We start from the raw sequence: 20,053 nt of genomic DNA, 5'->3' as shown, positions 1-20,053 counted from the left end.
AGCTCAACGTAAGAGAATTAAAATTGCATTTTACAACAAGGATCTTTCTATTAAATAGAATGGTTAGATCTTTTTAGCATCAATTGTCAAGTTTGCCATCTCGAATATGCTTTTCACCCCTGGCTTTTGCCAGCGCTACTTGTTTTTGCCGCTCTGCAAAAGCTGCTTTTTGTTCTGTAGTAGTTTGCGCCACGCAATGAGGGCAACTTAAACCTTTTACATAGTCAACCGAGGCCATTTCAGTGACAGATAACGGCATCCGACAGGCATAACACTGATCGTAACTTCCCTGCTCCAGACCGTGCTTTACGGCTACCCGCTGGTCAAACACAAAACATTCACCTTGCCACAAGCTCTGCTCTGCAGGTACTTCTTCCAAATATTTTAAAATACCACCATCAAGGTGATACACCTCCTCAAAACCCTGCTCTTTTAAAAAAGCGGTAGATTTTTCGCAGCGAATACCACCGGTGCAAAACATGGCAACCTTTTTGTGTTTGCCGGTATCCAGGTTTTGAGCAGCCCACTGTGGAAACTCTCTAAAAGTGGTCGTGTTTGGATTAACTGCATTTTTAAAGGTGCCGATAGCCACTTCATAATCATTACGGGTATCAATTAACAGGGTATCCGGATCGCTGATAAGTTGATTCCAGGCATCACCCTTCACGTAGGTACCAACGATATGCGCCGGATTTATACCCTCCACCCCCATCGTGACAATTTCGGTCTTTAATTTCACCTTGGTGCGATAAAAAGCCGGCTCATCAGCAAACGACTCTTTGTAACTGAGATTGGCGAAACGGGGATCCGTTGCAAACCACTGGTTTACCGCGTCAATTCCCTCACGAGTACCGCAGATAGTGCCGTTAATTCCCTCAGTAGCCAACAACAAGGTTCCTTTAACCCCGTTTTCAGCCATCACCTGATAAAGTGGTTGGCGTAAATCCTGATAATCAGGCAAATGAACAAATTTATACAGCGCAGCAACAACGAACATAGTTAACCTCTTGCGATGCTGGATCGTAAATCCAGAGCAAATTAATGACGGCCGGCATTATACCGACCCTAAGCCAACAGGCCAAGCCGGACCGGCAAATTAACCGCCACCCGCGCTGCCAAAACTACTGATCAGCAACTGCGCGGCAAGTAACAGCAGCAATACCCCCATGAGCCTGTCAAACCAGTAACCTTTTAACAACAGAAATCCCCGGACTTTGCTATTGGTCAGCACAAATGACAACAGACAAAACCAGGCGGCTGTTGCCAATGCCATATACACGCCATAAATCAGCTTATAGCTAAAGGGGGTCTCTGCAGAAATCACTACCGCAAACAAAGAAAGAAAAAATAAGGTCGCTTTCGGATTTAAACCATTAGTAATAAACCCCGCACTGAACGCTTTTACACTTGCTGGTGTGGCTTGCCGCTCCAGCGCGATCGCTTCGCCCCCAACCGGTGCCTTAGCGCGCAGCGCGCCCTGAGCCAGATACAGTAAATAACACGCCGCGAACACGCTAAGTAGCTGAAACAACCAGGGAGTCGTTTTAATTAAAACTCCGATCCCTACCAGAGAATAGGTAACATGCAACAAAATGGCTACGCCAATACCAAGGCTGGCAAATACGGCGGCCTTGCGGCCAAACCGCACTGCATAACGCAATACAATGGCAAAATCCGGCCCCGGGCTGGCAACCGCAAGTAAATGCACTGAGGCAATAATCAAAAATTCTGGCCAGAAACTCATGCTAACCCTGCTTAAAAAAGGGCCATTGTAAGCAAGACAACAGATTAACTCCAGCGCGCCTGGCGAAACGACTATAAAAAATGATCTTTAAAGCGCCCCCACTGATAAAACATTTGCTGCCCCTGTCGACGCCATGCTGACATCGGAAAGCCAGGCAACATACTTTGATATATTGGCAACGCGGGCAATGTTTTACCGGCAACCAACTGCGCCAGACGCTCGCCGGCTAAGGCACTGAATGATAATCCGCTGCCGCAATAACCAGCGGCATAAAAGAGATTGGGCTCTGCCGCTACGACTCTGGGTAAATCATCATAAGATACGCCAACCCAACCACTCCATTGGTATTGATAGGTGAGATGTTCCAAACCGGCAAAGCAGTGCTTCAACGCTGCCAGCAAGCGACGGGGATAAATGGGGTCGGCAGCATCTTTGCCTTTGATAGCTCCCCTGCCGCCAAACAAAACCCGGTTATCCGGAAGTAACCGATAATAGTACTTCAGCATGCGGGTATCCATCATGATACTGTTTTGTTGCCAGTTCAGCTGCTGCAACTGGCTGGCATTGAGTGGCTCGGTGACTATCACGCTACTTAATACCGGCAAGCAACTATTGTTAATAGCCGGATACAATCCTTTGGCGGTATAAGCATTGGTGGCTAACACCAGATTACGCGCAGTAATAACTGCTTGCCGGGTTATCACTTCGAAGCCCGCTGGCAGACGTTTAAAGCTAATTACCGGGCTTTGTCCATAGAGTGAGGCCCCGGCTTCAGTAGCCATTCTCGCATAGCCATGTGCCAAGGCCAGCGGATTCAAACCGTAGCAATCCGGAAAGTACAGCGCAGCATCTGCCTGCTGATGATTTACCACCTGATGCCGTAATTGCGCTTTATCAAGAAACTGCACCGGATAGTCAAAATGCTGGTTTAAAAACGCTGCCTGTTGCGCCAGACTTTTAGCCATACCTGCTTTGTGGGTTAACTTATAGTAGCCACCAGGTTGTGGCTGACAGGCAATATTACCCCGCTCAATAAGCTGATTTACCCGTAAGATCGCTGCACCATATTCCCGGTGAAACACCCTGGCGGTTTCCAGCCCAAATTTACTGGCCAGCTGAGCTAAGCCCAGTCTGCCAGTACCCCTGAGGACAAAACCACCATTACGGCCACTGCAACCCCAACCTGGCTGCAGCGCATCCAGCACCACAACATCGCGTTGATGCACTTTTGCCAGCTCATATCCGCAGTTTAGCCCGGTGTAACCGGCACCTATGATTACTGTATCACAACTGATATCACGCTTCAGAGCCGGATAATCAATGCTTGTGGGCGTTGCGGCTTGCCAGTAACTACCGATATCAGGCTGATTGCTGCAAAGTGTGGTGTCGAGATAAGGATCATACATCAACACATGTCCGCAAAAGATAGTACCATTTCGGCTGCGGTGCAGTGACAGCGGTTGCCACATATTGGACACAGATAACCAGCAGTCTTGCTCAAGTGTAACCAGCGATCAGCATGCACTTTTAAAAGTGAAGCACCCGCCTTAGAAAAATAGCGCTGTGCGGCATTACCCGGACTTTGCTGCCAGATATGAGCAAGCCCTGCGGTTGCACCCTGTTGCTGGAGTGAGCCAATGGACGCTTGCAGTAATTGTGTGCCAAGACCTTGTCCTTGCAACTCAGGTGCAACCGCAACTGACTTAAAATAGGCCATTTGTGGTGGGGGAACTGGCCATAACGGAACTGAACACCACTCATCTAACGGCCATTGCCCTGCAGCAAAACTCAGCCGATATCCCACTACCTGCTTGTCAATCAGGGCGACATAACTGGCATTAATATTGTGTTTAATGCCCTGTAGATGCAGCTCAGCTAATTTAGCCAGATCAAGATAATTCTCACCATGAACCTGATTTGCGAGTGATACAACTTGCGGCAAGAACCTCTCGTCCATAACGGCTATCGATTTCATAAAACTCCGTTACAGCTGACCAGCAGCTGAATATTTTAACAATTCGTTCCCATTTGATCGACCAACCGCTAGAAAACTGCGATGGACAACAGCATCAATTTAAAATATGGTTAATTGAACGCTATATAGCAATCAGCGTTATCTAGTGAAATCAAAAAAATAATCCAGGAAAACACTATGAAACACAACAATAAATACCACCCGGTTGCGCATGCGGTTAAGTATGCCATAGCAACCACGTTTGCGTTAGGTATAGTCAGTGGTACGGTTGTTGCCCAGGAGACTGGCGACACAGCCACAAAAGAGCAGAAAATTGAAAAAATTGCGGTGGTCGGCAGCCGCTCAGCCCCCCGTTCAATTGGCGACTCCCCGGTGCCAGTCGACATTATTGGTGGCGATGAACTTGTTAAGAGCGGTAGTTCAGACATGCTGAACATGATTACCACCACAGTACCCTCACTAAACGTGCACTCAAACCCGATAAGCGACGCAGCAACACTGGTTCGTCCGGCCAGTCTGCGTGGACTGTCAGCAGACAGTACTCTGATCCTTACTAACGGTAAACGTCGTCATAAAGCTTCAGTTATCGCTTTTTTAGGCGGCGGTATCAATGATGGCGCTCAGGGCGCTGATATTTCAGTGATTCCAGGCATAGCATTAAAGCAAGTTGAAATATTACGGGACGGCGCAGCAGCACAATACGGCTCAGATGCGATTGCCGGGGTCATCAATTTTGTATTAAAAGATGCGGCGGACGGCGGTAGCTTCGAAGTTAAACATGGGGAATATTATGAAGGGGATGGCACCTCCACAGAGTATGCCGCCAATATTGGTATGCCATTGACCGACAACGGTTTTGTCAATATCAGTGCCCAGTATAAAAATTCAGACGCCACCAGTCGCAGTGTACAACGGGCAGATGCTCAGGGCTTTATTGCAGCAGGCAACGAATTTATTGCACCGATTACCCAAATCTGGGGCTCACCTGAAATAAAAGACGATATTACCATTTTTGTTAACACCGGCCTGGATTTAGGCAACGGTGGCGAAGCATACATGTTCGGTAACTATTCAGAGCGTGATGTTACTGGCGGTTTTTACTTCCGTAACCCACATAACCGGCCAGGGGTGTTTTCTAATGACGGTGGCGAAACCCTGCTGGTGGCGCAACTTGACCCTAACATCGCGTGCCCAACGGTAAATATTACCACAGGCAATGTACTGGACCAGGCTGATTACGCGCTGATCGCTGATCCCAATACCGCTGTTGGACAAAACTGTTTTGCTTTTAACGAGATGTTTCCAGGCGGCTTTACCCCTACCTTTGGTGGTAATGTCACTGACACTGCACTGACCGTCGGTACTAAAGGTGAATTCAAAACCGGCTGGTTAGAAAACATTATGTACGATTTTAGTGGCTCAGTTGGCCGCAATGAATCGACTTACGAAATGACTAATACGTTAAACGCCTCTCTTGGTCCGGATACACCAACAGAATTTAACCCAGGTAAGTATATTCAGCTGGAAAAAACCTTCACTGCTGATTTTGTTAAATTTGTACCTGTTGGTTTGTACGAAGATTTGACGGTTGCCTTTGGTACGCAGTGGACTGAAGAAAGCTTCGAAGTAGTCTCCGGTGATGTAGCGTCCTTTACTGTGGGCCCTTATGTTGATCAGGGCTTTAGTATCGGCTCTAATGGTTTCCCGGGCTTTAAACCGGAAGATGCCGGTGTATATACCCGTAGAAACTATGCCGCTTATGTCGATATGGAGGCGGACGTTTCCGAAGCCCTCTTATTGGGTCTGGCACTGCGTTATGAAGACTACGATACCTTCGGTGATACCACTAATTATAAACTAACAGGTCAGTATCGCTTAAACGATGACTGGGCCTTGCGTGCTTCTACCAGTACAGGTTTCCGGGCACCGACGGTTGGCCAATCTAATGTCAGTAACGTACAAACCAACCTGGAATCAGGTGTACTGGTAGATTCAGCCTTACTGCCGCCAACAAACCCTATTTCTCTGCAATTAGGCGGACAAGAGCTGACACCTGAAGAGTCGACCAGTTATGCCTTCGGACTCGTCTATAGTGGTAATAGTTTTTTTGCCACTGTGGATTACTACAATATTGAAGTAACTGATCGTATCAGTCAGTCCAGTAAAATTAACCTGACCGATGCTGACCGAGACGCCCTGCGCGCTGCCGGGGTCAGAAATGTTGATTCCATTCAGCAAGTCAGCTTTTTCACTAATGACTTTGATACCACCACTCAGGGCGTCGATGTGGTCGTTAATTATGCGATGGATATTCTGAATGGTCGCGGTACCTTCAGTCTGGCATACAACTGGAATGAAACAGAAGTTGATCGTATTACTGAGCCACCGGTAGGACGCCAGCCAATTACTGGTCCGGACAAAGTTTCCCGTCTGGAAAATGACCTGCCTAATCACCGTGGAACTTTAAGCTGGAATCAAAGCTGGGATGACTGGAGCTTCTTTGCCCGGGCCAATTATTACGGTGAGTATCAGGGTGTGCATGTTGACTGGGTCGGAACGCCTGAAGAACCGGGTACCGAAGTAAATGCATCAGCAAAAATAACGTTTGATGCTGAAGTAAGCTACTATCTTACCGATAACTTGATGTTATCTGCAGGTGCGCAAAACTTGTTTGATACTAAAGCCGAAGAATTGGATTTGTCCGCTGCTGGTGAGCCGGATAATGCATTTGGGGGTAAATATTACGAAACATCACCTATGGGTATCAATGGTGGCTATTACTATATCCGGGCAAGTTATAAATTCTAAATGAGTTTCGCCAGGTAAATAACAACGCCCTTGTTTAAGGGCGTTTTTTTTGGTGTTCAGCCACGTTAAAATCAGCAGAACAACATTCTTATAAGCGTTGCAGCAATGCTTGCAACGGATGTTTGGGTTTATCGCCAAGCAACCGTTTTACCTGACTACGGCAGGAGAAACCGGTGACCAGAGTATTGGCGACACCATAGTGCTCAATTGGCAAGCGCCAACTCATTTCGAACAAGTTTTTGCTGTTTTCCAGGTTCTGCGCTTCATGACCATATGTACCTGCCATACCGCAGCAGCCAACACTAACCGGCTTTAAACTAAGCCCTGCCTGGCTGAAGATTTGCTGCCAGGCTTTTTCAGTTTCTGGTAATGCAGTTTTTTCGGTACAGTGTGCCAGCAATGCAAACTCAGCTGTATCAGGGGCTTTTGGCAAAATTTGCTTTACCAGCCACTCATGCAATAGTTGAACGTTGAAGTCACCACGGTTGGCGCCAAGCGCTTTATTATATTCATCACGGTAAACCAGCACTAATGACGCATCGAGCCCGAGCATTGGCAACTTGAGCTGATCTAGCTGGTTAAGAAACTGAGCGGCAGTTGTCGCTGTCTTGGCAAACTCACGCAAAAAGCCTTTTACATGTTGTGGCTTGCCATTGGGTAGAAATGGCAACAGGAGCGGTTTAAAACCCATTTTATCCAATAACTGCAGCGCATCGGCAACCAGCTCAGCCTCGTAGAAGCTGGTAAAAGGATCCTGGACCAGCAACACTGTTTTGGCTTTTTCTGCAGCGGATAATTGTTGCAACTCGTTCAGATCAAACCGGTATTTTTCGCCGGTCAGTTGTGCCAGCGTTGGAACTGACAACATAGGGGTATCAACATAGCCCACTGCTGATTTCAGCACTGCCGCCGTCGTTTTGCGTCTTAGCACAAAATTAACTAATTTGGGTGCTTTGGCCAGCAGCGGCGCCGTGCGCTCTATATTAGCAACGATATAGTCTTTGGCAGGTCGCAAATACCGGCTGTAATACAGTTGCAAAAAGCGCGAACGAAATGACGGTACATCCACTTTTACCGGACATTGACTGGCGCAGGCTTTACAGGCCAGGCATCCTTCCATTGCTGCCATTACTTCATGCGAAAAATCTTGCTCGCCCTGTCTCATTGCCAGGCTGTTTTTCGTTTTCTGCCACAAGCGTTTAACGCTACTGGATTGCTCCAGTAACTTTTGTTCAGTCGCTAAGATATCAACGCCCTGCTGCTCATTAAGACGTAACCATTCCCGCATTAAACCCGCCCGCCCCTTGGGACTGTGGCGCCGATCTCGGGTAACCTTGCTGGAGGGGCACATCGGCGAGCTTTCTTCATAGTTAAAACACAAGCCATTGCCGTTGCAGTTTAAACTACTGTCAAAGCTTTGTTTAACATTGACCGGTATTTGCCGGTCAAACCAGGCTCTTTTCTGACCATCGACCGAGACCAGTTGCTCAGTACTATGATAAGGGGTACAAATTTTACCCGGGTTTACCCGATTACGCGGATCAAAGGCAGCTTTAATCTTTCGCAACTCATTAAACAGCTCGGCGCCAAAAAATGCCGGCCCATATTCACTTCGATAACCTTTGCCGTGCTCGCCCCACATCAGGCCACCGTATTTAGCCGTCAGAGCCACAACCTGATCTGAAATGGTGCGCAGTAGCTTTTCCTGTTCGGGATCGCACAAATCAAGCGCCGGGCGCACATGCAGTACACCGGCATCAACATGGCCAAACATGCCATAATGTAGACCGTGGCTGTCAAGCAGTGCGCGAAACTCCATAATAAAGTCGGCCAGATTTTCAGGCGGTACAGCCGTATCTTCAGCAAAAGCAATCGGCTTTTGGCTGCCTTTGGTATTACCCAGCAGCCCTACTGCTTTTTTACGCATGGCATAAATACTGCCGATAGCTGCGGTATCATAAGTTAATTGGTAGCCAATTATGCCATCGGTATTGTTAGCGATTGCAAGGTCGAGCTTCGCTGTCAGTGCCGCGACTTTTTCTTCTATTTCGGCTTGATTCTCACTGTTATACTCAACCATATTAAGGCCTTGCATTTCAGTATTCGGTATATCGGTGATTAATTCCTTTACCTGATGCCAGATGATGTCGTTGCGGGCTAAGTTCAGTACTTTGCTGTCAACGGTTTCAACTGATGTTGCCTGCGCTGCGACCAGAAAAGGCGCGTTTCTCAAGGCACTTTCAAATCGGTCGTATTTGACATTTATCAGGCATTTGAATTTAGCGATGGGAGTAATATTTAACTTTGCTTCAGTGACAAACCCCAGTGATCCTTCAGAGCCGGTAATAATTCTGGATAAATCAAACTCGCTTAAATCCTCGTTAAACACATGCTCTAAATCATAGCCGGTTAAAAAACGGTTTAGTCGCGGAAACTTCTCCAGAATTTGCGGTCGAAAATCCCGACAGCTATCCAGCACCTGACGATAGATACGGCCGATACTGTTGGGCATTTCAGCCCGATGCTCCGCCTCAAACGTGGCGATTTTATGAGTTTTTAGAATGGTGCCATCTATCAGTACGGTTTTAAGCGCCAATACATGGTCACTGGTTTTGCCATATACCAGAGAACCCTGACCGGAGGCGTCGGTATTAATCATGCCACCAATGGTAGCCCGGTTAGAGGTTGATAAATCTGGTGCAAAGAAAAAACCATAGGGTTTTAAAAATGCATTTAACTGATCTTTAATGACACCGGCCTGCACCCGAACCCAGCGCTGCTCGACGTTTAATTCAAGAATACCCCGCATATGCCGCGATAAATCGATAACCACATGCTCGGTCAGTGCCTGTCCATTGGTGCCGGTACCACCGCCGCGGGGGCTGAATTTTATATGACAAAAGCTGGATGTTTGTGCCAGCGATGTCAGGATCACCAAATCATCAGTCGTTTTTGGCAGCAACACAGCCTGAGGTAACGCCTGATAGACACTATTATCTGTTGCCACCGCTAAACGACTGCCGTAGCTCGTTTCAATATCACCGCTAAAACCAGCAGCGAGCAATGCTTTACTAAAGGCGACAATGCTGGCGTCAAGCGCCAATTCCGGGTTTAGCTTAGGGATCATTAGCGGTTCGTTACTCCATATGGCCCATTTTAGCCGCTTTAGTCGCCAGGTAGCGATGGCTATGGGCGGTGGTTTTTACCCGATGCTGCACGCGTTCCAGGATATTGACCCCGGCATCGCTTAATGCCTTTAACTTGCGCGGATTATTGGTCAGTAAGCGTATTTGCTCAATACCTAACTGGGCAAACATTTGCGCAGCAATATCATACTCCCGCATGTCAGGTAAGAAACCCAGAATTTCATTAGCCTCAACCGTATCCAGGCCTTTATCCTGCTCTGCATATGCCCGGATTTTATTGATAAGACCAATACCCCGCCCCTCCTGACGCAGATACAATATACAGCCCCGACCGGCATCGGCAATTTTCCGCATCGCAGCTTCTAACTGCGGACCACAATCGCAGCGCAGACTGAACAGGGCGTCACCGGTTAAACATTCGGAATGTACCCGCGCTAATAGCGGTTCGTTTGTTGTAACATCACCCAAAGTCAGAGCCACATGCTCTTTGCCATTGTCAGCAACAAACCCATGTAGTCTGAACTCAGCAAAAGGTGTTGGTAAAATAGTGGAGGTGACAAGTTTAATAGTCATTTTACTTCTCAGCGATTAAGCGCACGATAACGAACATAAATTGGGTCTGAGCTTAATTAATCCAAGCTGTAACTTACGCAGATTATAACAGGCTGGTTTAACGTGGCTACTGCAATATATCGTTATACTATCACAATGCAGCAGGGTGATCTGTCAGAAATCAGCGCCCTGCCAGCTCATTTAACAGATTAGCCTGATCCAAAGCGACAAACTCGGGTACAATATTGCGCGCTATCACTTCATTTCTTCATTCAGGACTTTTCATGCTGCGTTTTTTTGAGCGACTTACTAAACCCTTCCCCGCTGCGGAGCCTGGTCAGCCGCCTCGCGGTTTGCTGGCATTTTGCCGCCATTATACCAAAGGCATGGAACGTTCTTTGCTTTTTATGTCACTTTCCTCGGCTATTCTTGCCATTTTGGAAGTATCACTTTTTAGTTTTATGGGCCAGTTGGTTGACTGGCTGGTGGTAAATGACCCTGACAATTTTTTTAGTGATGAACGGACCACCCTGATCTGGATGGCCCTGGTAACTCTTGTTCTGCTGCCGCTGATGAACTTTATTCACTCAGCCATCGTGCACCAAACCCTGCTGGGTAACTATCCAATGTCTATTCGATGGCTGGCGCACCGTTACCTGCTGCGCCAGAGTGTCAGCTTTTATCAAAATGACTTTGCCGGACGCATAGCTACAAAAGTAATGCAGACCGCACTTTCTGTGCGGGAAACCGTAATGAAATTGCTGGATGTTATGGTGTATGTTCTGGTTTATTTTGGGGCAATGTTATTTTTTGTTGCTGATGCCGATCTGCGCTTAATTGTGCCCATGTTAATCTGGCTGCTGGCCTATATCGCCCTGCAATTTTATTTTGTACCGCGGCTTAAACGAGTGTCTACTGCACAGGCCGATGCCCGCTCAGAAATGACCGGCCGTATCGTGGACAGCTACACAAACATCACCACTATTAAATTGTTTTCCCATACCAATCGTGAAGAAAGTTACGCCAAAGACAGTATGGACGTCTTTTTGCAGCCTGTTTACCAGCAAATGCGCCTTGCCACCGGTCTTAGTGTGTCCGTGCAAAGTCTTAACTATCTTCTGGTATTTAGCGTGGCAGCTTTGTCTTTATACTTATGGGCTGGCAGTGCTATTACGGTGGGCGCAATTGCTATCGCGATCAGCCTTGCTCTGCGTTTAAATGGTATGGCACAGTGGATTATGTGGGAAGTCAGCGCGTTATTTGAAAATATCGGCACCGTGGCTGATGGTATTGCCACGTTATCGCGGCCTATTGAAGTAAAAGATGTAGCCAATGCCAGTAAATTAGCCGTGCCCCAGGGGAAAATTGAGTTTAAACAGGTCGGGTTTAATTATGGTAAACAAGCGGTCGAAGGCGGCAAAGCCGCGGTATTACAGCAGCTTGAGTTAACCATTAAACCTGGCGAGAAAGTGGGTTTAGTCGGCCGCTCCGGCGCGGGTAAGTCTACCTTGGTAAACCTGTTACTGCGCTTCTATGATATTGAAAGTGGCAATATTCTGATTGATGGTCAGGACATTAGTACCGTTAGCCAGGAAAGTTTGCGCCAGCAGATTGCGATGGTGACTCAGGATACGTCGTTATTACACCGCTCTGTGCGGGAGAATATTGCTTATGGTAAGCCTGATGCCACCGAAGAAGAGTTGATGTTAGCCGCAGAGCAAGCTGAAGCCAGTGAATTTATCCGTGATTTAACCGATCCTAAAGGTAATAGCGGCTTTGATGCCCAGGTAGGCGAGCGTGGTGTAAAACTCTCCGGTGGTCAGCGCCAGCGGATTGCTATTGCCAGAGTACTGCTCAAAAACGCGCCTATTTTAATTCTTGACGAAGCGACCTCGGCGCTCGATTCCGAAGTAGAAGCCGCCATTCAGGCCAGTTTAAATAAGCTGATGGACGGCAAAACCGTCATTGCTATCGCCCATCGTCTGTCAACAATTGCTCAGATGGACCGATTAATCGTGTTAGATCAAGGTAATATTGTCGAGCAGGGCAGCCACAATGAACTTATCGCCAGTGGTGGCATTTACGCCCAGTTGTGGGCGCATCAAACCGGTGGTTTTATTGGTATTGATTAAGCGGTGCATTGCACCGCTTAATCAAATCATTATTTTACCTCTAGATCATTATTAACTGCGTGCACGCCAGGTGTGCCCCTGGCGATGGATTCTGCCAGTTGCCGCTGTTCTTCGGTGGCAACTTCGCCATGTAGCCTGACATCGCCTTTATCGGTTTCAACCTGAATATTCAGGTTATTAAGGCGCTGCTCAGAGCGTAACGCGGTTGACACCGCTGTGGTAATATTTAGATCATCATACATCCCTTTCTCAGGAGCTATTGTCAGCCCGGCTTCATCAGTCGGCGCCTCAATGCTTTGCCGCTCCCGCTCACAACCTGTCAGCAATAGACCACCTATTACCAGTGTTGCCAGCATACTCAGGGGATATTTACCTGCCTGCATAATTAACTCCTTTTTTAAATGATATTGGTTCACTCAGTTAGTATGGTTTACCAACAATGAGTTGGCAAAGTAAATGCAGTTCTGCAGCCTAAACATAAAAAAAGCCCGGCTAGAAAGCCGGGCATTTCTTATGCAATTTCCCGTTCAGACATTTATTTTATCTTTGCGTCTGACGATTTGAGCGCTTGCTGATCTGCCAGCCGTTTTTCCCAGAACGTCGCATTTTTTATGCCCAGTTTCACGGGATCGAAAGTCACCGGACCACCCGCTTTCTTTTGATCTTCATAATCACGTAAACATAGGATAGCGGGCTTAGCTACAAAGAAAATGGCAAGAATTCCCAGAATGTTAATCCAGGCCATTAAGCCCACCCCAATGTCGCCAATACCCCAAATGTAGCCAGAGCTGTTAACCATGCCATAGGCCACCATCGCCATAATGACTACTTTAACCAGCACCAGCGGAATAGTGCCCTTAAAGTAACGATTTAGATATGACACGTTGGTTTCGGCAATATAGTAATACGCCAGAATAGTGGTAAAAGCGAAAAAGAAAATCGCTACGCCAACAAAAGCCTGACCAAACTGACCAAATACACTGTTTAAGGCCATTTGGGTAAAGGCAGGTGAGGCCACCTCAGTTGCGGTATCAATATTCTGGACAATAATGCTTCCTGCGCCGGTGGCAGCGTTAAAGTCTTCTGTCTGAATATTATATTGTGAGGTAATCAGAATCATTAATGCTGTCGCGGTGCAGACAAATAAAGTGTCGACGTAAACAGAAAATGCCTGAACCAGGCCTTGCTGTGCCGGATGGTCAACCTCTGCTGCAGCGGCGGCATGCGGCCCGGTGCCCTGACCTGCTTCATTAGAGTAAATACCTCTTTTTACACCCCAGCCAATCGCTGCGCCCATGCCGGCCTGCGCGGTAAACGCGTCCGAGATAATTAAACTGAATATACCCGGCACTTTATCCAGATTAAGAAAAACCACAATCAGTGCCATTACGATGTAACCCAGTGCCATAAAGGGCACGACAATCTGAGTAAAATGCGCAATACGTTTAATGCCACCAAAAATAATAAACGCTAATACAATCAGGATTATTGCCAACGCGACTAACTTAAAAGTACCCACTTCACCGAAACTGGTCACCACCATATTGCCTTCACCGAATACCTGGGTAAACGCATTGCCAACGGCATTAGCCTGCACACCTGGCAAAAACACGCCACAAGCAATAATGGCTGACACCGCAAATAGAATCGCCAACCATTTCTGGCCCAGACAGCGCTCAAAATAGTATGCCGGGCCACCACGATACTGGCCGTCTTCTTCAACTTTATAGACCTGACCGAGCGTTGACTCTGCATAAGCCGTACTCGCGCCGAGAAACGCCACTACCCACATCCAGAATACTGCTCCAGGACCACCAAAACCGATCGCGGCCGCAACCCCGGCAATATTGCCTACCCCAACCCGGCCTGATAATGACACAGCCAATGCCTGAAATGATGAAATACCTTTATCTGATTCGTTGCCGCTAAACAGCAACTTGCACATTTCCTTAAAGTGCCGAACCTGAGCAAAACGGGTAATTATCGAATAAAATAAACCAGCGCCAAGACACAGAAATATCAGTGCCGGACTCCAGATAATACTATTAACAGTGCTGACCAAGGCTTCCATTAGCTTCCCCTGTAATTATTGTTGTTGGATTTGTTTATTATAAATTAGCGTTAATTTGCCATAACATCAGGCGAATAGCTATGTTTGCCAGTAACAGCACCGCATGATTAGTGGTTTTTTAACCAAATTTCATCGATCAAATGGTGTCGCCCGCAGCAACAAATAAAAAGCCCCGCGAGGCGGGGCTTTTTAAGATAAAATACCGTTAGTGCTTGCCAAACTTCTCTGCCAGGTATAGCCAGGTTTCTAATACCGTATCGGGGTTTAACGATACACTGTCAATACCCTGTTGCATTAACCAGGCAGCGAAATCTTCATGATCTGAAGGTCCCTGACCACAAATACCAATATACTTGCCTTTAGCCTTACAGGTTTTAATCGCCATCTCCAGCAACTTATATATTGCCGGATTTCGCTCATCAAATAAGTGGGCAATGAGGCCACTGTCCCGATCCAGCCCCAGGGTTAACTGGGTTAAATCGTTTGAACCAATTGAAAACCCATCGAAGTACTCCAGAAATTCTTCTGCCAGTAATGCATTGGATGGCAGTTCACACATCATGATGACCCGCAGGCCATTTTCGCCACGCTTAAGGCCATGTTCTGCCAACAATTCAATAACGGCTGATGCTTCTTCCAACGTCCGAACGAACGGGATCATTACCTCAACATTGGTAAAACCCATAATATTGCGAACCCGTTTTAACGCTTCAACTTCTAAAGCAAAACAATCTCGGAAGTCTTTTGATATATAGCGTGATGCGCCGCGAAAACCAATCATCGGGTTTTCTTCATGCGGTTCGTACTGACGACCGCCAACCAGGTTGGCATATTCATTTGATTTAAAGTCAGACATCCGCACGATAACTTTTTGTGGTGCAAAAGCACATGCCAGCGTGGCAATGCCTTCAGTCAGCTTGGCAATGTAAAACTCAACCGGATCGCTATAGCCTGCAATCATTTCACTGATGGTTGCTTTAAGCTCAGGTGTCTGGGCATCAAAGTTCAGCAGCGCTTTTGGATGTACGCCAATCATCCGGTTGATAATAAATTCCAACCGGGCCAGACCGATACCGGCGTGAGGTAATTTGGCAAAAGAGAACGCCCGCTCCGGGTTGCCCACATTCATCATAATCTTTAAATCCAGTGCCGGCATCTGGTCTACCCGGCTGCTGACAACTTTATATTCAAGTTTACCATCGTAGATAAATCCGGTATCGCCCTCGGCGCACGATACGGTAACTTGCTGACCCGTTTTTAGTTTATTGGTGGCATCGCCACATCCCACTACAGCAGGGATGCCCAATTCTCTGGCAATAATTGCCGCATGACAGGTGCGACCGCCCCGGTTGGTTACGATGGCAGAAGCGCGCTTCATAATTGGCTCCCAGTCGGGATCGGTCATATCCGTTACCAGCACATCACCTGGCTGAATTTGATCCATCTGCTCAATGCCTTTGAGCACCTTAGCGGTGCCAGCACCAATCCGCTGGCCAATCGCCCGCCCCTCTACCAGCACTGGCGCCGTACCTTGCAACTGAAAACGCTCCATACTGTTACTGTCTTCGCGGCTTTTTACTGTTTCAGGTCGCGCTTGCACGATATATAACCTGCCATCATTACCGTCTTTCGCCCACTCAATGTCCATTGCCCGACCATAGTGGTTGGCAATAATCACAGCCTGCTTGGCCAACTCAGTAACTTCAGCATCTGTCAGAGAGAACTGCTGGCTGCGCTCAGAACTAATATCAACAATTTTTACTTGCTTGCCATGCTGTTGCTCTGCTGAATACACCATTTCAACTTTTTTACTGCCCAAATTCCGTTTCACTACTGCAGGCCGACCTGCTGCCAATGTCGGTTTATGAACATAAAACTCATCAGGATTTACGGCACCTTGTACCACCATTTCACCAAGGCCATACGACGAGGTAATAAACACCACATCTTCAAAGCCTGATTCAGTGTCAATACTGAACATTACACCCGATGAAGCAATATCAGAGCGCACCATTTTCTGCACGCCAGCGGATAGGGCGACGCCACGGTGATCGTATCCCTGATGCACCCGGTATGAAATGGCCCGGTCATTAAATAAAGACGCAAATACATGTTTTATTGCGGTAATGACCGCATCATATCCGCGAACATTTAAAAACGTTTCCTGCTGCCCCGCAAAAGAGGCATCAGGCATATCTTCAGCTGTAGCAGAGGAGCGAACAGCAAAAGACACGTCGTGCGTCGGATCAGCATGTAATTGCTGATAAGCGGCCTGAATGGCCTGTTCTAACTCGGGTTGAAATGGTGTTTCAATTACCCATTGCCGAATTTGGGCACCGGCTTTGCTCAGCGCAGTAACATCATCAACATCCAAGCCATCAAGTAACTGATAAATGCGCTCGTTCACACCGCTTTGTTCAAGAAACTGATTGAAGGCATCCGCTGTAGTGGCAAATCCACCCGGTACCTGCACCCCGGCATTGGCCAGGTTACTGATCATTTCACCTAGGGAAGCATTTTTACCCCCTACCCGATCCACATCATGCATACCCAGCTTTTCATACCAAATCACAAATTCTTGCACAGTTCGTCTCCATTTTTTGTTGAAGGGCGTGTAAGCTTACCAGCAGCATTACATAGCGTATTGATTTTACACTCTGGCTGAGATTAATTAAAACCTTAATTTTCATGTAATTTTATAACAACAAATTGGAGATTACCTTGCGGACAGCTTTCTACATATCTGATGGAACCGCCATTACTGCAGAGGTATTTGGCCATGCCTTACTTACTCTTTTTCCTGCACAATTTGAGCATATTACGATACCTTTTGTGGAATCAACTGATATGGCATTACAGGTGAAGCAGAGAATTAATGATCGGTATAAAACAACGGGAGTAAAACCTCTTATTTTCCAAACGTTTGTCGACGATAATTTACGGCACATTATTAATAGCAGTGACGGTATTTGTTATGACTTCTTGAACACTTTCGTTGAACCGATTCAGCGCGAGTTAGGCATTGCACCCGTTCCTAAAACCCACCGCACCCACAGCATGCATGAAAAAACCTATGATTTTCGAATTGACGCCGTAAATTTTTCGCTGGCTAATGATGATGGTGCCAATATGAAGAATTTTGACCAGGCAGACATTATTCTGGTCGGCGTAAGCCGCTCTGGCAAAACTCCTACCAGCCTTTATCTGGCCTTACAATACGGCATTAAGGCTGCCAACTACCCATTTGTGGAAGAAGACATGCAAGCGCTGCGCTTGCCACCTGAATTGATGCGAAATAAAGATAAGTTGTTTGGGTTAAGTATTACCGCTGAACGACTGAGTCAGATCCGGCAACAACGCCGGCCTGACAGCAGGTACGCATCCATCCGGCAATGTGCTGCAGAATTAAATGAAGTAGAGGCACTATACCGGCAAGAGCAAATCCCCTTTCTTAATTCAACGCATCTGTCTATTGAGGAAATCTCAGCCAAAATTATTGCCAAAACAGGATTAAAACGCCACAAATATTAATCAGGCCCGCTGCGGGCCTGTTTATTTTTTAACACGGTATAATTGCGAAAGTCATTCGGTTGCAGTGATTATTTGCGGCTGGCGCTCAAGGTATCTGCAATTAAAAAAGCCAGCTCCAGCACCTGGTCGGCGTTTAACCGTGGATCACATTGGGTAAAATAGCGCTTACTTAGGTCATGCTCGCTTAAACCATAGGCGCCTCCGGTACACTCGGTAACATGTTCACCTGTCATCTCCAGATGAATGCCCCCTGCATGAGTACCCTCAGCTTTGTGAACCGCAAAGAAATTTCGAATTTCCCGTAAAATCGCTTCAAAGTCCCGGGTTTTAAAATCGTTGCTGGCCTTCACTGTATTACCATGCATCGGGTCGGAACTCCAGACCACGCTACGCCCTTCCTGCTTAACTTTACGTACCAACGCTGGTAATTTATCGGCCAGCTTGTCAGCACCCATTCTGGTGATCAATGTTAATCTGCCAGGCGTGTTAGTTGGATTTAATGCATCAATCAGTCTGATTAACTCATCGGCTTGCATACCAGGGCCGATTTTAACCCCTACTGGATTATGAATACCCCGGAAAAACTCCAGATGGGCGTGATCCAACTGACGGGTGCGCTCACCAATCCAGACCATATGCGCAGAGCAGTCATACCAGTCACCGGTGAGTGAATCGCGCCGGGTTAATGCTTCCTCGTAATTGAGTAATAAGGCTTCGTGTGAGGTATAAAGCTGCGTCTCACGAATAGAGGGCGAGTTTTGCGCAGTAATCCCGCAAATCTCCATAAAACGCAAAGCCTCCTGGATACGCTGGGCCACGTTATGATAACGATCTTTTAATGGGTTAGACTCAACAAAACCCATGTTCCATTTACTGACCTGATGCAGATCAGCTAACCCCCCCTGAGCAAACGCCCTGAGCAGATTCAGGGTAGCAGCAGAATGATGATACGCGGTCACCAGCCGGTTAGGATCCGGTTGGCGCGCAGCCTCAGTAAACTCAAAACTATTTACAATATCGCCACGGTAACTTGGTAGCGTGACGTTGTTTATCGTTTCAAGATCACTGGAACGAGGTTTAGCGTACTGGCCGGCCATTCGGGCAACTTTAACAACAGGTAACCCCCCCGCGTAAGTTAATACCACCGCCATTTGCAACAGCACTTTAAAGGTGTCACGAATTTTGGGCGCATTAAAGTCATTGAAGCTTTCGGCACAATCCCCTCCTTGCAATAAAAATCCTTCGCCATTAGCAACCTGTCCTAACTGCGTATGTAAATCTCTGGTTTCCTGTGCAAAAACCAAAGGTGGATAACGGTGCAACTGTTTTTCAATTTGCGCGAGTAAATGCGGATCCTGATAAGACGGTTGTTGTTGTATCGGCAGAGCTCGCCAGCTATCTGGCGTCCAGGTGGTCACGATGTGTTTCCTATACGTTGAATTAAATAAACGATGCCAAGTTATAGACTTCCGGACGTAAATTCAATGCCGAACTCAGAGTTTTTCGCTCTAATACCGGCTTAATCGGCATAAGCGGAACGAAACCACTATTTAACCTGAAACTCAGCAGCCATAATTAATTTATCACAAGATTGTTCAATTAAATCCAGCACCAGCTCAAAACCTCTGCTGCCACTGTAATACGGATCGGGTACTTCATCTATAGCAGGATATTCCGGATGAAATGATAGAAATAATTTTATTTTATGCTGATGTTCCGGCGGACAACGGCGTTTTAATTCAGCAATATTTTCATTATCCATTGCCAGAATGAGATCAAAATCGGCGAAATCCTGCTCAAATACCGGTCGTGAGTAAAGGCCGGTAAAATTGTATCCTCTGGCAATACCCGCTTCGATGCTGCGACTGTCTGGCCGATCGCCGCGGTGTGAGGCACTGGTTCCGGCAGAATCAATTTCAATATCAAGTCGCTGTTGCAATGCTTTGTGCTTAAGTACCGCATGCGCGGTTGGCGAACGACAAATATTCCCTAAACAAACAAGCAGAACTTTTTTCACGCGCATGGTTGCTCCTTAACGTAGTTGCTGCGATTAAACTTAAAAATAGCACCTGGTGCAATAGCAAAAAAGCGGCA

14 protein-coding genes are annotated in these 20,053 nt (G+C 47.1%); 3 read left to right on the top strand and 11 right to left on the bottom strand.

Features of this window, described 5'->3' with window-relative positions:
* Window positions 1–79: 79 nt before the first annotated feature.
* The 4 genes from B2Q61_RS09185 to B2Q61_RS09170 form a co-directional block, all read right to left on the bottom strand.
* Window positions 80–997, bottom strand: coding sequence for a rhodanese-related sulfurtransferase (locus B2Q61_RS09185; RefSeq protein ID WP_290615483.1), 918 nt, complete (start codon window positions 995–997; stop codon window positions 80–82).
* Between the two features lie 99 nt (window positions 998–1,096).
* Window positions 1,097–1,744 (bottom strand): LysE family translocator, encoded by a 648-nt coding sequence (locus B2Q61_RS09180; RefSeq protein ID WP_290615482.1) that lies wholly within the window; start codon window positions 1,742–1,744, stop codon window positions 1,097–1,099.
* Window positions 1,745–1,815: 71 nt separating this feature from the next.
* On the bottom strand, window positions 1,816–3,150 hold the full coding sequence (locus B2Q61_RS09175) for an NAD(P)/FAD-dependent oxidoreductase (RefSeq protein WP_290615481.1): 1,335 nt from the start codon (window positions 3,148–3,150) through the stop codon (window positions 1,816–1,818).
* Entirely contained in the window at window positions 3,150–3,719 is a 570-nt protein-coding gene (locus B2Q61_RS09170; RefSeq protein WP_290615480.1) for a GNAT family N-acetyltransferase, read from the bottom strand. Before B2Q61_RS09170 ends, B2Q61_RS09175 begins: the two co-directional genes overlap by 1 nt.
* 177 nt (window positions 3,720–3,896) lie before the next feature.
* Here B2Q61_RS09170 and B2Q61_RS09165 point away from each other — a divergent pair, with 177 nt between their 5' ends.
* On the top strand, window positions 3,897–6,527 hold the full coding sequence (locus tag B2Q61_RS09165; protein ID WP_290615479.1) for a TonB-dependent receptor plug domain-containing protein: 2,631 nt from the start codon (window positions 3,897–3,899) through the stop codon (window positions 6,525–6,527).
* 88 nt (window positions 6,528–6,615) lie between these two features.
* Here B2Q61_RS09165 and ydiJ read toward each other — a convergent pair whose 3' ends face one another.
* A complete protein-coding gene (gene ydiJ / locus B2Q61_RS09160; protein ID WP_290615478.1) occupies window positions 6,616–9,654 on the bottom strand; it encodes a D-2-hydroxyglutarate dehydrogenase YdiJ in 3,039 nt (1,012 codons plus the stop codon).
* A gap of 10 nt (window positions 9,655–9,664) precedes the next feature.
* Window positions 9,665–10,246 (bottom strand): GTP cyclohydrolase II, encoded by a 582-nt coding sequence (gene ribA, locus B2Q61_RS09155; RefSeq protein ID WP_290615477.1) that lies wholly within the window; start codon window positions 10,244–10,246, stop codon window positions 9,665–9,667.
* A gap of 263 nt (window positions 10,247–10,509) precedes the next feature.
* Between ribA and B2Q61_RS09150 the strand changes: the two genes are divergently transcribed.
* Window positions 10,510–12,357, top strand: coding sequence for an ABC transporter ATP-binding protein (locus B2Q61_RS09150; RefSeq protein ID WP_290615476.1), 1,848 nt, complete (start codon window positions 10,510–10,512; stop codon window positions 12,355–12,357).
* Between the two features lie 29 nt (window positions 12,358–12,386).
* Here the strand turns inward: B2Q61_RS09150 and B2Q61_RS09145 are convergent, their stop codons facing one another.
* The 3 genes from B2Q61_RS09145 to ppsA form a co-directional block, all read right to left on the bottom strand.
* Window positions 12,387–12,740 (bottom strand): BON domain-containing protein, encoded by a 354-nt coding sequence (locus tag B2Q61_RS09145; protein ID WP_290615475.1) that lies wholly within the window; start codon window positions 12,738–12,740, stop codon window positions 12,387–12,389.
* Between the two features lie 152 nt (window positions 12,741–12,892).
* On the bottom strand, window positions 12,893–14,428 hold the full coding sequence (locus B2Q61_RS09140) for an alanine/glycine:cation symporter family protein (protein ID WP_290615474.1): 1,536 nt from the start codon (window positions 14,426–14,428) through the stop codon (window positions 12,893–12,895).
* A 205-nt stretch (window positions 14,429–14,633) separates the two neighbouring features.
* Entirely contained in the window at window positions 14,634–17,012 is a 2,379-nt protein-coding gene (gene ppsA, locus B2Q61_RS09135) for a phosphoenolpyruvate synthase (protein WP_290615473.1), read from the bottom strand.
* A 137-nt stretch (window positions 17,013–17,149) separates the two neighbouring features.
* Between ppsA and ppsR the strand changes: the two genes are divergently transcribed.
* On the top strand, window positions 17,150–17,959 hold the full coding sequence (gene ppsR / locus B2Q61_RS09130) for a posphoenolpyruvate synthetase regulatory kinase/phosphorylase PpsR (RefSeq protein WP_290615472.1): 810 nt from the start codon (window positions 17,150–17,152) through the stop codon (window positions 17,957–17,959).
* 68 nt (window positions 17,960–18,027) lie between these two features.
* On the opposite strand, the gene B2Q61_RS09125 is transcribed toward ppsR, so the two are convergent.
* Together B2Q61_RS09125 and B2Q61_RS09120 are read right to left on the bottom strand one after the other, a co-directional pair.
* The gene (locus tag B2Q61_RS09125) at window positions 18,028–19,380 is read right to left on the bottom strand and encodes a class II 3-deoxy-7-phosphoheptulonate synthase (RefSeq protein ID WP_349678779.1); all 1,353 of its coding nucleotides are present in this window, start codon (window positions 19,378–19,380) and stop codon (window positions 18,028–18,030) included.
* 125 nt (window positions 19,381–19,505) lie between these two features.
* Complete coding sequence (locus B2Q61_RS09120; protein ID WP_290615470.1) at window positions 19,506–19,982, bottom strand: low molecular weight protein-tyrosine-phosphatase; 477 nt, start codon at window positions 19,980–19,982, stop codon at window positions 19,506–19,508.
* Window positions 19,983–20,053: the final 71 nt, after the last annotated feature.

The organism is Arsukibacterium sp. UBA5043 (genome assembly GCA_002415085.1).
Classification (GTDB): domain Bacteria; phylum Pseudomonadota; class Gammaproteobacteria; order Enterobacterales; family Alteromonadaceae; genus Alishewanella.
This window is presented reverse-complemented; position numbering and strand designations above follow the sequence as displayed.

Bases quoted from the DNA above. Each gene is read 5' to 3' on its own strand.
- B2Q61_RS09170 (WP_290615480.1), bottom strand. From the start codon at position 3,719: ATGAAATCGATAGCCGTTATGGACGAGAGGTTCTTGCCGCAAGTTGTA.
- B2Q61_RS09150 (WP_290615476.1), top strand. From the start codon at position 10,510: ATGCTGCGTTTTTTTGAGCGACTTACTAAACCCTTCCCCGCTGCGGAG.
- B2Q61_RS09175 (WP_290615481.1), bottom strand. From the start codon at position 3,150: ATGTATGATCCTTATCTCGACACCACACTTTGCAGCAATCAGCCTGAT.
- ydiJ (WP_290615478.1), bottom strand. From the start codon at position 9,654: ATGATCCCTAAGCTAAACCCGGAATTGGCGCTTGACGCCAGCATTGTC.
- B2Q61_RS09180 (WP_290615482.1), bottom strand. From the start codon at position 1,744: ATGAGTTTCTGGCCAGAATTTTTGATTATTGCCTCAGTGCATTTACTT.
- B2Q61_RS09140 (WP_290615474.1), bottom strand. From the start codon at position 14,428: ATGGAAGCCTTGGTCAGCACTGTTAATAGTATTATCTGGAGTCCGGCA.
- ribA (WP_290615477.1), bottom strand. From the start codon at position 10,246: ATGACTATTAAACTTGTCACCTCCACTATTTTACCAACACCTTTTGCT.
- B2Q61_RS09165 (WP_290615479.1), top strand. From the start codon at position 3,897: ATGAAACACAACAATAAATACCACCCGGTTGCGCATGCGGTTAAGTAT.
- B2Q61_RS09145 (WP_290615475.1), bottom strand. From the start codon at position 12,740: ATGCAGGCAGGTAAATATCCCCTGAGTATGCTGGCAACACTGGTAATA.
- B2Q61_RS09120 (WP_290615470.1), bottom strand. From the start codon at position 19,982: ATGCGCGTGAAAAAAGTTCTGCTTGTTTGTTTAGGGAATATTTGTCGT.
- B2Q61_RS09185 (WP_290615483.1), bottom strand. From the start codon at position 997: ATGTTCGTTGTTGCTGCGCTGTATAAATTTGTTCATTTGCCTGATTAT.